Raw genomic sequence first — 14,827 nt, 5'->3', positions numbered from 1 at the left:
CCCCCGGCGAACGCGTGCCCCGCCGCCGACACGGCGACGCACACCACCGCGAACACAACGGCTCGCACCATGCGTAACGGCCACTCGGTGAGGGACACGCCCGCCATGCTCTCAGCCCGCCGCCCCCTTGTGAAGCACGCAGCGGGGGCGGAAAGGGAGGTTCGCTTTCGTATATTGCCGCTATTTCCAATGAGCGAGCGGAAACGCAATACTCGCAGCCGCCTCCGCGCTCGCATCCGGCCCACTGCCGCACAATTGCATTCATGGCCCTCCCGCCGGGGTCGTGTTCTCTGCGAGACTCGTCCCATGAGCGGTGACGCGCACCAGAGCGAGCTGGGCGAGTTCCTGAAGGCTCGCCGGGCCCGGCTCAGCCCGCGTACGGTCGGGCTGCCCGACACCGGGGCCCGGCGGCGGGTCAAGGGGTTGCGCCGGGAGGAGGTCGCGCTGCTCGCCTCGATCAGCACCGACTACTACACCCGCCTGGAGCAGGGCCGCAGGCCCGCGTCGGCGCCGGTGCTCGACGTGCTGGCCAGGGTCTTGCACCTGAACGACGACGAGCGCGCCTACCTGTTCGAGCTGGCCGGCCGGGACGCCGCCCGCCCGCGCCGGCAGGCCGCCCAGAAGGTGCGCCCGCAGTTGCGCCGACTGCTGTCCGAACTCACCACCACTCCGGCGGTCATCCTGGGCCGCCGGATGGACATTCTCGCGTGGAATCGGATGGCCGCCGCACTCTTCACCGATTTCGCGAACATTCCAGAAAAGAAGCGAAATTATGTGTGGCTGCTCTTCGCGGACCCGTCGATCAGAGCGTTGCACGCCGACTGGGAACGCATGGCCCGCGACACCGTGGCGCTGCTCCGGATGGAGGCCGGCCGTAATCCGGCGGACCAGCGGATGGCGAGCCTGGTGGGCGAGCTGTCGGTCCGGTACGACGACTTCCGCCGCTGGTGGGGCGAGCACCAGGTGAGCCTGCGGAGCAAGTACGCCAAGGTGCTGTGCCACCCGGTGGCCGGCGAGCTGACCCTCGACTGGGACGCACTGGCCTGTGCCGGCGATCCCGACCAGCAGCTCGTGGTGTGGACCGCCGAGCCCGGCACGCCCTCCCACGACGGCCTGCGCATCCTCGCCTCGTGGGCGGCGGGCACCGCGCGGCCGGGCACGCCGCACCGCGGCTGACCCCCGCCGGATCATGCGGTCAGCTCGACGGCCTGGGCGTGGAAGTGGTCAAGCATCAGGCGGGCCGACGGCGTCAGCGGGCGGTGGGCGGGGAAGGTGACGCCGACCAGGCGGCGTACCGAGGCCGGCGGCATGGGCAGCAGCGCGAGGGCCGGGTCGGTGCGGGCGACCAGCTCCGGCAGGGCGGCGACCATGTCGGTGTCCCGGAGCAGCGTACGCACGGTGAGGATCGAGGTGCACTCGACGCGGTTGTGCGGGAGTTCCAGCCCTTCGTTCCGGAACACCTGCTCCAGCTCATGCCGCAGCGAGGTCTGTTCCAGCGGCAGTACCCACGGGTAGGTGAGCAGGTCGGGCAGGGTGAGCCCGGGGAGGGTCTGCGCCGGGTGGCCGGCCCGCGCGACCAGGCGGACCGGCTCGCTGTAGAGGGTGATCTGGCGCAGGGCGGGCTGGTCCTCGATCGGGTTGAGCCGGCCGAGGATCATGTCGATCTCGCCGTCCAGCAGGCGGGGTACCTGGGTGTCGAAGGTGGCCTCCTGCACGATCACGGTGATGCCCGGCCGGTCGGCCTTGAGCGCCGCGATGGCCCGGGGCAGCAGTACGTTCGACCCGGCGAGCAGGGTGCCGATGGTCACGGTGCCGACGTCGCCCCGGTTCAGCTCGTCGATGCGCTCCCCGGCCCGGCGCAACTCGGCGAGCACGGTCCTGGCGTGCTCGATGAACGCCTCGCCGAACAGCGTGGGGGTCACCCCGCGCGGCCCCCGGGTGAACAGCGCGACCCCGAGGAACTGCTCCGCCTCGCGCAGCGCCCGCGTGACGGCGGGCTGGGCGAGGCGGAGGTGCTCGGCCGCGCGGAGCACGCTGCCCTGCTCGGCGATCACCACGACCAGCACGAGGTGGCGCAGCTTGAGCCGCCCGTTCAGCAGATCGACCGGACGCATGGCCGCCTCCTATCACAGGGCGGTTATACATAACGCAAAAACCGATATTAGCGTGATATACCCGCGTGGCGCATCATCTCATTTGTCCGCTGTTGGGCGGGCTGATGTGGAAGGGGCGGTAATGCGGCGAACAGCTCCGGGACCAGACCCGGTGGCCATGTACGTGGCCGGGTCCTTCCGGTGGGCGGACGACACCTTCCCGCTCATCGACCCTGCCGACGGGGCCGTGATCGGGGCCGTCCCCGAAGCGCCCAGGTGTCTCGTCGACGAGGCGGTCCGCGCGGCGCGCGGCGCGCTGTCGGGCTCGTGGGGGAGCATGTCCGCCCAGGACCGTGCGACGGCCCTGCGTCGCATCGCCGACGGCATCGCGGCCAGGTTCGGTGAGTTCGTGGACACCGAGGTACGCGAGACCGGCAAGCCCCGCGCCCTGGCCGAGACCATGGACATCCCGCGCGCGATCGACAACTTCCGGGCGTACGCCGACCTGCTCTACGCGCGCCGCGACAGCGCCTTCCACACGGCCTCGCCCCACGGCCAGGCGCTGAACTACACGGTACGGCGTCCGCTCGGCGTCGTCGCGGTCATCTCGCCGTGGAACCTCCCGCTGCTCCTGCTGTCCTGGAAGGTCGCCCCTGCCCTGGCGGCGGGCAACGCCGTGGTGGCCAAGCCGTCGGAGGAGACCCCCGGCACCGCCGCGCTGCTCGCCGAGGTGATCCACGAGACCGGCTTTCCGGCGGGCGCGTTCAACCTGGTCCACGGGCATGGGGCGGGCGCGGCCGGCGAGTTCCTGACCGGCCACCCCGGGGTGGACGCCATCGCCTTCACCGGGGAGTCGGCCACCGGGTCGGCCATCATGCGGGCCGCCGCCGACCACGTCACCCCCGTGTCGTTCGAGCTGGGCGGCAAGAACGCCGCGCTGGTCTTCGCCGACGCCGACTTCGAGGCCGCCGTGGAGGGGACCGCGCGGTCCGCCTTCACCCACTCCGGCCAGATCTGCCTGTGCACCGAGCGGGTCTACGTCGAGCGGCCGATCTTCGATCGGTTCGTGGCGGCGCTGGGCGAGCGCGCCCGCGAGCTGACCGGCTACGGGCCGATGATCTCGGCCGCGCACCGGGACAAGGTGCTGTCGTACTACCGGCTCGCCGTCGAGGAGGGCGCGACCGTGGTGGCGGGCGGTGGCGTACCGGACTTCGGGGACCGCCGCGACCAAGGGTTCCACGTGGAACCAACGGTACTGACCGGCCTGCCGCCCACGGCCAGGACCGTCCGGGAGGAGATCTTCGGACCGGTCTGCCACGTGGCTCCGTTCGACGCCGAGGACGAGGCGGTCCGGCTGGCCAACGACAGCGCGTACGGCCTGGCCGTCACCGTGTGGACGAGCGACCTGTCCCGGGCGCACCGGGTGGCGCCCCGCGTCGAAGCGGGCATCGTCTGGGTGAACTGCTGGAACCTGCGCGACCTGCGGACTCCGTTCGGCGGGGTCAAGGCGTCCGGGATCGGGCGGGAAGGCGGGGAGTACTCGCTGGACTTCTTCTCCGAGCCGGTCAACGTCTGCGTGCGGATCTGAGGGGGCGGGGACATGATCGGACCACAGGCGGCCGAACGGCTGCGCGCCGCGCACGCCCGCGTCGTCGCCGCCGGCCTCGGCGATGTGGAGGTGACCACGCGATGAGCCGTCCCGACGACGAGCACGCGGCCATCGTCGTGCCCGGCGCGGCCAAACCGCGCGGCCGGTTCCCGCACGTACGGCGGGCGGGCGACCTGGTCTTCGTGTCCGGCACGAGCTCCCGCCGCCCGGACGGTACGTTCGCCGGCGCGTCCGCCGACGAGATGGGGGTCACCTCCCTCGACATCCGCGAGCAGACCAGGGCGGTCATCGAGAACATCCGCACCCTGCTGCGCGCCGCGGGCGGCGACCTCGGCGACATCGTCAGCGTCACCACCTACCTGGTCAGCATGAACGACTTCGGCGGCTACAACGCCGTCTACGCCGAGTACTTCGACGAGACCGGCCCCAGCCGCACCACGGTGGCGGTCCACCAGCTCCCGCACCCGCACCTGCTCATCGAGATCTCGTGCGTCGCCCACATCCCGCAACCCGGAAAGGACTCGTGACGATGACGCTGCCGCGCCTTGCCCACGGCATGCCGTTCAACTTCGAGCGCTGGATCGACGAGCACCGCGACCGGCTCAAGCCCCCGGTCGGCAACGTGCAGATCTGGCAGGACACCAACCTGATCGTCACGGTCGTCGGCGGCCCCAACCAGCGCACCGACTACCACGACGACCCGCTTGAGGAGTTCTTCTACCAGCTCAAGGGCAACATGGTGCTGCGCGTCATGGAGGAGGTCGGCAAGCCCCCGGTGGACGTGCAGATCAACGAGGGTGACGTCCACCTGATCCCGCCACGCGTGCGGCACTCCCCGCAGCGGCCCGAGCCGGGCAGCGTGGGGCTGGTCGTGGAGTTCGTCCGGCCGACCGGCGACCTGGACGCCTTCGAGTGGTACTGCGTCAACTGCCACCACCTGGTCCACCGCGCCGAACTCCAGCTCAGGTCGATCGTGGACGACCTGCCGCCGATCTTCGAGGCGTTCTACGCGGGCGACCGCACCTGCCCCGAGTGCGGTACCGAGCACCCCGGGCGCGACTGGCCCGAGCCGCTGCGCCCCGCCGTCGCCCCCCGCGCCTGACGCCGTACCGGCACCGGACCAAGGAGAAGCCCGTGACCGTCATCGACGTCCACGCCCACATCTTCCCGGCCATCACCCGGACGGAGAGCCGGATCATCAGCGCGGACGCCGGACCGTGGCTGCGCGTCCACGGCGACGGCAGCGGCATGATGATGAGCGGCGAGGACGAGTACCGTCCGGTCACCGCCGGGCTCTGGGAGCCGGAACGGCGGCTGGCCGACATGGACGCGCGCGGCATCGACGTGCAGGCGGTCTCCTCGACTCCGTTGCTGTTCGGCTACGGCGCGGACCCCGCCCGCGCCGCCGACTGGTGCGACCTGGTCAACGAGCGGATTCTCGCGCACTGCGCCGCCGCCCCCGACCGGCTGCTGCCGCTGTGCCAGGTGCCGCTCCAGGACGTGGACCGCGCCGTGGACACGATGACCAGGGCCATCGCGGCCGGGCACCGCGGGGTACATCTCGGCAACCACGTCGGCGAGCGGTACCTCGACCGCCCGGAGCTGGTGGAATTCCTGGCGCACTGCGGGAACGTGGGGGTGCCGGTCCTGGTACACCCGTGGGACATGCTCGGCGCGGACCGGATGGGCCACCACATGCTGTCCTGGCTGGTCGGCATGCCCGCGGAGACCCAGCTCAGCATCCTCGGGCTGATCCTGACCGGGGCCTTCGAGCGGCTGCCGGAGTCGCTGAAGCTGTGCTTCTGCCACGGCGGGGGCGGCTTCGCCTACCTGCTGGGCCGGGCTGAGAACGCCTGGCACAACCGGGACCTGGTACGCGCGCACTCGCCCCGGCCGCCGTCCGAGTACGTCGCGCGCTTCTACGTGGACTCGGCCGTGTTCGACCCGCGGGCGCTGCGGCTGCTCGTGGAGGTCATGGGCGCCGACCGGGTGATGCTCGGCACCGACTACCCGTTCCCGCTCGGCGAGCAGGAGCCGGGCACGGCCGTACGCGGGTGCGCCGAACTGACCGAACCCGACCGCGCCCGGATCTTCGCCGGCAACGCGCTGGAGTTCTTCGAGCCGGGCTCGTCATGACCGCCCCGCGGGCGGCGGCCACTTGAGGTGTCCGAAACCTGTGGACGCGGCCCTGCGCGAGATGCCGGGAAAAACTTCGTCTAGCGTGTCGATCCATGGGAGCGCGGTTCGACCTTGGGGTGAAAGGGTCGAAAGGGCGGCCCGGTGAAACGAGGAGAACCACGATGGCGAAGTACATGCTGATCATGCGCGGGACGGACGAGACCATGGAGGCGATGTCCAAGGTCTCCTTCGAGGAGATGCTGGAGACCATGGGCCGCTTCAACGACGAGCTGATCCGGGCCGGTGTGCTCGTCGCCGCCGAGGGCCTGGACGACCCGGCCCAGGGCGTGGTGGTCGACTTCAGCGGCGAGACGCCGGTGGTCACCGACGGCCCGTACGGGGAGACCAAGGAATTGTTCGGCGGCTACTACATTCTCGACGTCGCCACCAAGGAGGAGGCCGTCGAGTGGGCCAAGCGGCTCCCGCCGATCCCCGGCACCAAGTGCGAGATCCGCCGGGTGCCGAGCATCGAGGAGTTCCCGCAGGACAACAAGTGGGTCATCAACGAGCGGGCGTGGCGCGAGCGGACCGGCCAGCTCTGATGCCCACGGCCGAGAACGGCTCCCCGGACACCGCGCCGGACACTCAGCCGGGCACTGAGTCGGCGCGGCGGGCCGTCGAGGCCGTGTGGCGGATCGAGTCGGCGCGGATCGTCGCCGCGCTGGCCCGCTACACCGGCGAACTGGAACTCGCCGAGGACGTCGCCCAGGAGGCACTGGCCGAGGCGCTGGTCACCTGGGCGCGTGAGGGGGCCCCGGCGAACCCGGTGGGCTGGCTGCTCACGACCGCGCGGCGGCGTGCCATCGACGGCTTCCGCCGCAGGTCGGGCCTGGACGCCCGGTACGCCATGCTGGCCGGCCGGCTCGCCGAGGGGGAGGCCGCCGCCGGCGCGGTGGACCCGCGGGAACGGCAGGACGACCTGCCGTGGGACCCCGACCGGGTGGACGACGACATCCTCGCACTGATCTTCATGGCCTGTCACCCGGTGCTGTCGCCGGAGGCCCGGGTGGCCCTGACGCTGCGCGCGGTGGGCGGCCTGTCCAGCGAGGAGATCGCCCGGGCGTTCCTGGTGCCGGTGCCGACCGTCCAGGCGCGGATCACCCGGGCCAAGAAGACGATCGCCGCGGCGGGTGTGCCGTTCGAGCAGCCGCCCGCCGCCGAACGCCGCGAACGGCTCGGCGGTGTGCTGAGCGTGCTCTATGTGACCTTCACCGAGGGTTCGACGGCGACCTCCGGCGACCGCCTGCTGCGCGCCGACCTCGCCTACGAGGCGATTCGGCTGGCCCGGATGCTGGCCGCGCTGCTGCCCGGCGAGCCGGAGGTGTACGGGCTGCTCGCGCTGTTCGAGCTGACCTCCGCGCGCTTCCCGGCGCGCACCGGCCCGGACGGCGAGGCCGTACTGCTGGAGGACCAGGACCGCCGGCTGTGGGACCGCTCGGCGATCCGGCGCGGGCAGGCCGCCCTGGCCAGGGCCACCGCCGGCCGCGGCCTCGGGCCGTACGGCCTCCAGGCGGCCATCGCCTCCTGCCACGCGTCGGCGTCCTCGGTGGCCGAGACCGACTGGGAGCGGATCGTGCTGCTGTACGAGGCGCTCGGCCGGGTGGCCCCCTCGCCCGTCGTCGAACTCAACCGCGCGGTCGCCGTCGCCATGGCGAACGGGCCGGGCCTGGCGCTGTCCATCGTGGACGAACTGGCCGCCTCCGGCCGCCTCGCGGGCTCCCACCTGCTGCCGGGCGTGCGCGGCGAACTGCTCGCCCGGCTCGGCCGCGGCGCCGAGGCCCGCGCCGAACTGGAGTTCGCCGCCCGCCTGTGCGGCAACGCCCGGGAGCGTGCGGTACTCCTGCGCAAGGCCGCCGCCCTCGACTGATCTAGGGCAGCAGGACCAGCGCGACCGCGATCACGATGTCCACGACACCGCACCACTCGGCGAAAGAGCGGGCCACCACCTTGTTGGCCCGCAGGTGCGCGAAGTCCCACACGCCGTGGAAGAACCAGCCCGCCGCCACCAGGTAGCGGCCCAGGTCCGGATCGACGGCCAGCCCGGCCAGCGCCAGCCCGCCGAAGACGACCATCCCGAGCGCCTGCGCCCGGAACGCGCCGTCCCTGCGCACCTGCCCGTCCACCCCGGCCCAGACCATCACGACCAGCGCGATCCCGGTGAACACGGCGGCGACCGGGATGTCCAGCAACTGAAGGCCGAAGATCGCGACCGACCCGATCCCGAGGCCCGGCCAGGTCCACTCGCGCCGATGCAGCTTGGCCATCACCAGATAGAGCAACGGCAACAGCGGCAAGATCTGCCCGAACCCGGCCACCCCCTGCCCCGGCCCGCCGCCGCCGATCATCAACGCCGACGCCACCAGCGCCAGCCCGGTCGGCCACCGGCCCGCAAGCCACGCGGTCCAGCTCGTGCTCTGGGGGGTGATGCTCGCCATCGGAGGACTCCTTCTGCGCCGGTGGGTGTCTACCGGCAATCGTCGGGGAGCCGCCCGGGGCGGGCGTAGTGCCGAAACCACAGCGACCGGCGTGCCGATGTCACCCGTCCGCATGACATCTGTCATACAGTGGCCCTGGAAAAGCTGGAGAAGGGGCTGGTATTCGTTCCTGGATACCCCGATTATGGAACGAAGAAGCGATATTCGTCGGCGGGCGGTGCTGATCAGCCGCCTTCGGGGGGGACGATGATCCCTGTCCATCTGGAGAACGCGGTTTACGGGCTTTTGGTGACACCGGCGGTGCATCTCGCGGACAAATATGGGGTTCTAGCCCATATGCTCGGCAATGGCCCGATGACCGCGGCGGGGGTCGCGGCCGACTCGGGGCTCGATGCCGACACCGTTGAACGAATGCTGCTGGTGCTCGCCGCCTCGGGGATCCTACGGCGGGCGGACGACGGCCGTTACGCGATCCCCGGCGAAGTGCGGCCCTATCTGGACCCGGATGATCCGCACTACATCGGTGGTTTCGTCGGCCATATGGTCGGCGACGCGGCCGGGCGGATCGCTACCCTTGAAGCGTATCTGCGCTACGGCAAGTCGGCGGTGGATGCCGGAGAACCCGGCCCCTACGAGCGTTTCTACCGCGATGCGGAATCGACCCGTGAGTTCATGGCCGCGATGTGGAATTTGAGCTATGGGATATCGGGCGACCTCGCGAGTCTGGCGGAGCTGGCCGGAAACCGGTGCCTGGTCGACGTGGGCGGCGCGAGCGGGCCGTTCGCCGTCGCCGCGCTGAAGCACGCGCCCGGCCTGCGGGCCGTGGTGTTCGACCTTCCCGAAGCGGCCCCGTACGCCAGGGAGGCGGCCCGTGCGCACGGCGTGGCCGATCGACTGGACTTCGTGGCGGGAGATTTCTTCCGTGATCCCTTGCCGCAGGGCGATGTCATCGCGCTCGGTTACGTGATGTCGAACTGGCCGGATCCGGAATGCAGTGAGCTGCTCGGCAAGGCGTACCGGGCGTGCGAGCCCGGCGGGCGGGTACTGGTCATGGAGCGCCTGTTCGATGACGACCGGACCGGTCCGATCTCGACCGCGGTGATGAACCTCGAAATGCATGTGGAGACCCGCGGCAGGCATCGCACCGCGGCAGAATATCTTGACCTGCTCGCCGCCGCGGGATTCGCCGATGGCTCGGTCCGGCGATCGGACGGCGATAAACATTTGATCATCGGCCATCGAAGTCCGGCCCGAGTACGGTACCGCTGAATCGTCCGGCGAAAAGGGACGTGTCATGAGTGACTCGACCAGCACATACGCCCGGCGCGCCTATCGGCGTGCCCGTCACGGCATTCACAACCTCGCCCACGCCGAAGTGATCGCCGACCCCTCCGGTTATATCGATGCCATCAGAGAACTGGGGCCGCTGTTCTTCGACGAGGTCGGCCAGGTGTGGGTGTGTTCCGGCTACGATGCGGCCACCGAGATTCTGTCCGATCCCCGGCGGTTCAGTTCGGCCCGATTCCATTCGCCCGATGACCTCCAGCGGCGCAACCTTGGCGCGGTGGCCGGTGTCGTCGACATGCTGTCCCGGCAGATGCTGTTCCTCGATCCACCGGATCACATCGGCCCGCGCGCGGCCATCCGGGACCACTTTCTGCCCGCCCGGGTCCGTCGCAGCGACGCCGCCCTTCGTGACATCGTCGCGTCCGTGCTGACGACCCTTCCGGGCGGCGGCGCCATCGATCTGATCAGCGACTTCGCCGGACGGCTTCCCACGGCCCTCGTCGCCGGACTGCTGGGCGTCACCGACCGCCCCGAGCGGATCGGCCGCTGGGCGGACGCCTATGAACGCCTGCTCGGCAGCCTGTCCACCCTTCCCGGCATCAAGGACGAAGAAGTCATCGCGACGCTTGACGAGGCCATGGCGGCCTTCCAAAATGAGGCGGCCGCCCGGTTGTCGAGCCCTGGCACCGACCTGATCAGCTCGATGACCGCCGGGCTGCGCGATCGTCCGCCGGCGAACGTCCAGGACCGGGACAACGCGCTGCGCACGGTGGCGGCCAACTGCGTCGTCCTGGCGGCGGGCGGGTACCAGACGCTCACGCACCTCATATCATCGACGCTGTTACTCCTGGAACGCCATCCCGGCCAGCGGCGATTGCTCCAGGACGATCCGGCCCGCATCGACTCGGTGATCAACGAGGTCATGCGGCTCACCGGGTCGAGCCAGTACGTCGCCCGCCGTGCGAACACCGACCACGAGATCCAGGGGGTCGGCATACGCGCGGGTGAGACGGTGCTCGTGCTGCTGGCCGCGGCCAACCTCGATCCGGCCAGATTCACTGACCCCAAGGCCATGCGCATCGATCGGGCGGAAGGCCGCCACCTGGGGTTCGGGTTCGGCCGGCACCATTGTGTCGGCGCGCCCTACGCCGAACGCATGGCGCGCTGGGCGGTACTGGACTTCCTGGCCCGCTACCCCGGCTATCGGTTCGACACCGGGCCGTCGGCGCTGGAGTGGGGCAGGCACGCCAACACCCGCTGCCTCGCCCACGCCCGCGTCCTGCTCGACGGAACGCCCGCTCGCGATGAGCGGGAACAGCCCTGGTCGGCCGAATGGAATGACACCGCCGTGCCGCTGGGCCCGGAGAGGTGCTGGCACCAGGTTTTCGAGCGGCACGCGGCCGTCCGCCCGGACGCGGTCGCCGTGATCGACCGCGGAACCGCCCACACCTATCGTGACCTCGACCAGCGCGCCAACGCCCTGGCCCGCCTGCTACGCGGGCGGGGCGTCGAACCGGGGCGCGTGGCCGGCGTGACGATGTCCCGCTCGGTGGACTTCATCATCGCCGTGATCGCCATCGGCAAGGCGGGCGGCGCGTTCATGGTCGCCGACCCGACCTGCCCGCCCGAACGGCTGCGCGCCATGATCATTGAGGCGTCGGCGCGGCTGCTGCTGACCGACGAACGCACCCGAACCGGGATTTCCGCGCTGTCCCTACCCGCCGAGATCCTTGAGGCCGGCACCGAGGCGAGGGCGGCCACTCCTCCGGTAACCGGCGTCCACTCGGGCGACACGGCGTACGTGGCGTTCACCAGCGGCACCAGCGGACGGCCCAGGGCCGTCGCGGTCAACCATGAGGCGCTGGTCAACCTGCACGTCGCCCAGCGGCGCACGCTGCGGCTCGGCGCCGGTGACCGGGTTCTGCAGTTCTTCTCGCCCAACTTCGACGGGTGGGTCTTCGATCTGGCGTCGTCCCTGTTGAGCGGGGCGGCCCTGCTCATCGGATCGGCCGACCAGTTGACCGTGGGGCCCGGACTGGCGCGACTGATGCGCGATGGCGAGGTCACGGTGGCGACGCTGACCCCGTCCGTGTGGGCGGCGCTGCCGGTGCTGCCGATGCCGCGCCTGCGCATCGTCGCCGCCGCGGGGGAGCGACTGCCCCCCGCCGTGGTCCGCAAGTGGTCTGCGCCCGGTAGACGGGTGCTCAACCTGTACGGCCCGGCCGAGACCGCTGTCTGGGCGACCTGGCACGAGTGCGACGACGGCGACGGCGAGCCGCCGATCGGCCGGCCGGTTCCGAACAAGCGGGTCTATCTTCTCGACAGGGACGGACGCCCGGTCTCGGTCGGCCATAGTGGCGAACTGCACATCGGCGGCATCGGGATCGGCCGTTATCTGGGTCGCCCGGACCTGATGGACGAGCGCTTCCTGCCCGACCCGTTCAGCACCGAGCCCGGCCGGCTGCTGTATCGGACCGGCGACATTTGCCGGTGGCGTCCGGACGGCGTGCTGGAGTACGTGGGGCGGCGGGACCGGCAGGTGAAGATCCGTGGGCAGCGGGTCGAGCTGGAAGAGGTGGAGCGGGCCATCGAGGCGGTGCCCGGTGTGCGGGCGTGTGCCGTCACGCAACGCGGCCAGAGCCTTGAGGCGGTCGTCGTCGCCGAGTCCGGTTCGTTCGACGAGCCCGCGATTCGTGGCCACCTCGTGGCGCGGCTGCACAGCGGCATGATTCCCGCGAGGTTCGCCTTCGTCGATGAACTTCCGCGCACGCTCGTGGGCAAACTTGACCGTCAGGAGAGCACCTCGCCGGAAGATCGCCCGGTTCTCGAAGCGGCATCAGGTTCACCGCCGGCTCCGGTCCTCAAAGCGGCATCCGGCCCACCGCCCCGTCCGCACACCACCACTGTCGGCGAGCGGCACGGCCATCCGCCGGAGGAGCCGCCCTTCGCCGAAGAGAGCAGGCTGACCTGGCGAATCGCCTGCGTCTTCGCTTCCTGCCTCAAGCTGCCGCAGCGGCGCGTGCGCGCGACGTCGGACTTCTTCTCACTCGGTGGAGACTCGCTTTCGGTCGCCGAACTGCTCACTTCCGTCGAACGCGAAACCGGGTCGTTGCTCGACATCGAGCAGATCATCGGCGCCCCTACTCCCCAGGCCATCAGCGCGCATGTGCTCACTGGACGGGCGAGCTGAGATGCCGCCACGGTCATGCCGGTCGGTCCGTCCCGAGCTGAACACCCTGCACACCCCCGGACCGGCGTCGGACGCGGACGACCGCGTGATACTGGTCCACGGCACGCTCGACCGGTCGGCGAGCTTCCGGCGGGTCGCGGCCGAGCTTCCTGCCTGGACGGTCCTGAGCTGGGACCGGCGCGGCTGGGGGCGATCTCGCGACCTGGGCCGCTCCGCGGATGTGCTCGACGACCATGTGGACGATCTCGGGGCGATGCTGGAACAAGCGCCGGGAGCAATCGTCGCTGGACACTCCTACGGCGGCCTGGTGGCGCTCAACGCGGCCGGTCGCTGGCCCGATCGCGTCCGCGCCGTCGTCGCCTTCGAGCCCCCGGTGCGATGGCTGCCTTGGTGGCCGGACGAAGCCCCTTGGGATCGACTGGTCCGCATGGCAGGCAGCCCGCTTGCCGCCGTCGAAGCGCTGCTCCGAGCGGTCCTCGGCGAGGAGCGCTGGCACGTTCTGCCCGCCGGGTCGCGCGCGCGGCTGGTGGACGAGGGTGGCACCGCGCTTACCGAGATGGCCGACGCCACTCTCGACGTGCCGGCGTTCGACCCCTTGGACCTGCCGGTTCCGGTACTCGCGGCGGCCGGTACCGAGTCGCTTCCCCACCATCAGGAGGTCACCCGCCGCATCGCCGCCATCGTGCCGCGCGGTGTCTACGTCGGCATCGAAGGTGCCGGACACATCGCGCACCTCACCCATCCCGCCCGGTTCGCGGGCCTCGTCACGGCGGCCGCGGCGATCTCTAGGCCCTGGTGAGCCAGGTGACCTGGGCGCCGTTGTCGAAGGATCGCGGTGTGGGTGGGGGTGAACAGCGTGGGGAGGAACCCCCCGGGCGAACATCGAGACGCCCGCGCCCGCCACCACCGGGTAGCTCTTCAGCGCGATCTCGTCGATCTCCGGCTACCTGGCGCTGCTGGAGCTGCGGCTGGAGTCCACCCGGCGGCCCGAGCTGCGCGCCGTGCTCACCAAGCGCATCCGTGAGGACATCGACGCCAACGTCGCCTACCACGCCGCCTCCGGCCTGCCGGGTGACACGACCTCCGTACTGCTCCTCTACCTCGCGCTGAACTGGCTCATCGTCGAACGGCTGACGCTCCCGGACATCTTCACCGACCAGCAGCTCCACGAGCTGGTGGACATCGCCGTGCGCAGGTCGCTCGGCGAATGACCCGCGCGGGGTCACCCGAGGTGGCGCCACAGGGCGGGCGACCTCGGCGGGGTGCGGCCCGGTCTGGAGGTGTGGGCCTTGCGGCAGACGTACCACTCGGTGCCGTGGACGACCACATCGTCCACTTTGTAGCCGGTCCCCGGCCGCCAGGGCACCGGGGGCACCTCGACCGTCATCTCCGTCGCCCCCGACACCGGGCCGGTGGCACGTACGTGTACCACGCCGATCACCGGCCGGACGTCCGGCCGCGCGGTGATGGTCATCGTGGAACTCGCCCCGGGCGTGATGTCGGCCGGATCGAAGGTGACCGTCATCCAGTCGGGGGCGGTCGCCGACAGCCGTACGACGATGGGCGGACCGCCGGCCGGTTCCGTGCGCACGGTCGCGGTGCCCGTCAGGTCCTGGCCGAGCGGCAGCCGGTCCGGTTCGACCCGCATCCGGAGCCACGGCGGCCGTTCGACGACCCGTAGTTCGGTGCCCAGGGTGGATGCGGCCTAAAGGTAGAGCGCCCAGCGCGGCAGGCTTACGGGCCGGTCGAGCGCGGGCCGCGCCCCGGCGGCCCGGCCGCGCAGCAGGTACCACAGCGCCCAGCCCTCTACGGCGGCGGCGAGGACCAGCAGCAGGATCTCCCACCAGGAAAGGACCACTTCCCGGGGGATCGGCACATGCGTCACGGCCATGAGAAGAAGCGCGGAATCGCCGCCGGTCAGCACGATGACACCGAGCACGGCGGTCACCATCACATAACCGAGAGCGAGCAGCGCCGCCAATCTCCCGAAACGGTATCGGCGCACGAATTCCCCTGGGTAGGCCGGTAAATCGCC

At 70.9% G+C, this 14,827-nt stretch carries 14 protein-coding genes and 1 pseudogene; 11 read left to right on the top strand and 4 right to left on the bottom strand.

Annotated features, from left to right (window positions below; genetic code table 11):
- The first annotated feature begins 306 nt into the window (after positions 1-306).
- A complete protein-coding gene (locus C1I98_RS06985; RefSeq protein WP_111166252.1) occupies positions 307-1,176 on the top strand; it encodes a helix-turn-helix domain-containing protein in 870 nt (289 codons plus the stop codon).
- Positions 1,177-1,187: 11 nt separating this feature from the next.
- Here C1I98_RS06985 and C1I98_RS06980 read toward each other — a convergent pair whose 3' ends face one another.
- The gene (locus tag C1I98_RS06980) at positions 1,188-2,114 is read right to left on the bottom strand and encodes a LysR substrate-binding domain-containing protein (RefSeq protein WP_111166251.1); all 927 of its coding nucleotides are present in this window, start codon (positions 2,112-2,114) and stop codon (positions 1,188-1,190) included.
- A gap of 121 nt (positions 2,115-2,235) precedes the next feature.
- On the opposite strand from C1I98_RS06980, the gene C1I98_RS06975 reads away from it, so the two are divergent.
- From C1I98_RS06975 to C1I98_RS06950, 6 genes are all read left to right on the top strand, one after another.
- The gene (locus C1I98_RS06975) at positions 2,236-3,681 is read left to right on the top strand and encodes a 2-hydroxymuconic semialdehyde dehydrogenase (RefSeq protein WP_111166250.1); all 1,446 of its coding nucleotides are present in this window, start codon (positions 2,236-2,238) and stop codon (positions 3,679-3,681) included.
- 101 nt (positions 3,682-3,782) lie between these two features.
- Positions 3,783-4,229 (top strand): RidA family protein, encoded by a 447-nt coding sequence (locus C1I98_RS06970; protein ID WP_111166249.1) that lies wholly within the window; start codon positions 3,783-3,785, stop codon positions 4,227-4,229.
- Between the two features lie 2 nt (positions 4,230-4,231).
- Positions 4,232-4,804: a 3-hydroxyanthranilate 3,4-dioxygenase gene (locus C1I98_RS06965; protein ID WP_111166248.1), complete on the top strand. Its 573-nt coding sequence runs from the start codon at positions 4,232-4,234 to the stop codon at positions 4,802-4,804.
- Positions 4,805-4,836: 32 nt separating this feature from the next.
- The gene (locus C1I98_RS06960; protein WP_111166247.1) at positions 4,837-5,838 is read left to right on the top strand and encodes an amidohydrolase family protein; all 1,002 of its coding nucleotides are present in this window, start codon (positions 4,837-4,839) and stop codon (positions 5,836-5,838) included.
- Positions 5,839-6,002: 164 nt separating this feature from the next.
- A complete protein-coding gene (locus C1I98_RS06955) occupies positions 6,003-6,422 on the top strand; it encodes a YciI family protein (protein WP_111166246.1) in 420 nt (139 codons plus the stop codon).
- Positions 6,422-7,747, top strand: a complete 1,326-nt coding sequence (locus tag C1I98_RS06950) for an RNA polymerase sigma factor (protein ID WP_199536774.1) — start codon at positions 6,422-6,424, stop codon at positions 7,745-7,747. The genes C1I98_RS06955 and C1I98_RS06950 overlap by 1 nt, the downstream gene beginning before the upstream one ends.
- A 1-nt stretch (position 7,748) precedes the next feature.
- Here C1I98_RS06950 and C1I98_RS06945 read toward each other — a convergent pair whose 3' ends face one another.
- The gene (locus tag C1I98_RS06945) at positions 7,749-8,315 is read right to left on the bottom strand and encodes a hypothetical protein (RefSeq protein WP_111166244.1); all 567 of its coding nucleotides are present in this window, start codon (positions 8,313-8,315) and stop codon (positions 7,749-7,751) included.
- A gap of 129 nt (positions 8,316-8,444) precedes the next feature.
- Between C1I98_RS06945 and C1I98_RS06940 the strand changes: the two genes are divergently transcribed.
- The 4 genes and pseudogenes from C1I98_RS06940 to C1I98_RS06925 all read left to right on the top strand — a co-directional run.
- A complete protein-coding gene (locus C1I98_RS06940; RefSeq protein ID WP_233507300.1) occupies positions 8,445-9,584 on the top strand; it encodes a methyltransferase in 1,140 nt (379 codons plus the stop codon).
- Between the two features lie 25 nt (positions 9,585-9,609).
- Positions 9,610-12,792, top strand: coding sequence for an amino acid adenylation domain-containing protein (locus tag C1I98_RS06935; protein ID WP_111166242.1), 3,183 nt, complete (start codon positions 9,610-9,612; stop codon positions 12,790-12,792).
- 1 nt (position 12,793) lies between these two features.
- A complete protein-coding gene (locus C1I98_RS06930; RefSeq protein WP_158557943.1) occupies positions 12,794-13,591 on the top strand; it encodes an alpha/beta fold hydrolase in 798 nt (265 codons plus the stop codon).
- 139 nt (positions 13,592-13,730) lie between these two features.
- Positions 13,731-14,003, top strand: a pseudogene (locus C1I98_RS06925) (TetR/AcrR family transcriptional regulator); the annotation flags it as partial.
- Positions 14,004-14,014: 11 nt separating this feature from the next.
- Here the strand turns inward: C1I98_RS06925 and C1I98_RS06920 are convergent.
- Together C1I98_RS06920 and C1I98_RS06915 are read right to left on the bottom strand one after the other, a co-directional pair.
- Positions 14,015-14,440 (bottom strand): carbohydrate-binding protein, encoded by a 426-nt coding sequence (locus C1I98_RS06920; RefSeq protein WP_111166240.1) that lies wholly within the window; start codon positions 14,438-14,440, stop codon positions 14,015-14,017.
- Positions 14,441-14,497: 57 nt separating this feature from the next.
- Positions 14,498-14,797, bottom strand: a complete 300-nt coding sequence (locus tag C1I98_RS06915; RefSeq protein ID WP_146607317.1) for a hypothetical protein — start codon at positions 14,795-14,797, stop codon at positions 14,498-14,500.
- Positions 14,798-14,827 lie beyond the last annotated feature (30 nt).

The organism is Spongiactinospora gelatinilytica (genome assembly GCF_003236385.1).
GTDB lineage: Bacteria > Actinomycetota > Actinomycetes > Streptosporangiales > Streptosporangiaceae > Spongiactinospora > Spongiactinospora gelatinilytica.
This window is presented reverse-complemented; position numbering and strand designations above follow the sequence as displayed.

Excerpts from the sequence above, each read along its gene's own strand:
- C1I98_RS06985 (WP_111166252.1), top strand. The coding sequence starts at position 307 with ATGAGCGGTGACGCGCACCAGAGCGAGCTGGGCGAGTTCCTGAAGGCT.
- C1I98_RS06980 (WP_111166251.1), bottom strand. The coding sequence starts at position 2,114 with ATGCGTCCGGTCGATCTGCTGAACGGGCGGCTCAAGCTGCGCCACCTC.
- C1I98_RS06975 (WP_111166250.1), top strand. The coding sequence starts at position 2,236 with ATGCGGCGAACAGCTCCGGGACCAGACCCGGTGGCCATGTACGTGGCC.
- C1I98_RS06970 (WP_111166249.1), top strand. The coding sequence starts at position 3,783 with ATGAGCCGTCCCGACGACGAGCACGCGGCCATCGTCGTGCCCGGCGCG.
- C1I98_RS06965 (WP_111166248.1), top strand. The coding sequence starts at position 4,232 with ATGACGCTGCCGCGCCTTGCCCACGGCATGCCGTTCAACTTCGAGCGC.
- C1I98_RS06955 (WP_111166246.1), top strand. The coding sequence starts at position 6,003 with ATGGCGAAGTACATGCTGATCATGCGCGGGACGGACGAGACCATGGAG.
- C1I98_RS06950 (WP_199536774.1), top strand. The coding sequence starts at position 6,422 with ATGCCCACGGCCGAGAACGGCTCCCCGGACACCGCGCCGGACACTCAG.
- C1I98_RS06945 (WP_111166244.1), bottom strand. The coding sequence starts at position 8,315 with ATGGCGAGCATCACCCCCCAGAGCACGAGCTGGACCGCGTGGCTTGCG.
- C1I98_RS06935 (WP_111166242.1), top strand. The coding sequence starts at position 9,610 with ATGAGTGACTCGACCAGCACATACGCCCGGCGCGCCTATCGGCGTGCC.
- C1I98_RS06930 (WP_158557943.1), top strand. The coding sequence starts at position 12,794 with ATGCCGCCACGGTCATGCCGGTCGGTCCGTCCCGAGCTGAACACCCTG.
- C1I98_RS06920 (WP_111166240.1), bottom strand. The coding sequence starts at position 14,440 with ATGCGGGTCGAACCGGACCGGCTGCCGCTCGGCCAGGACCTGACGGGC.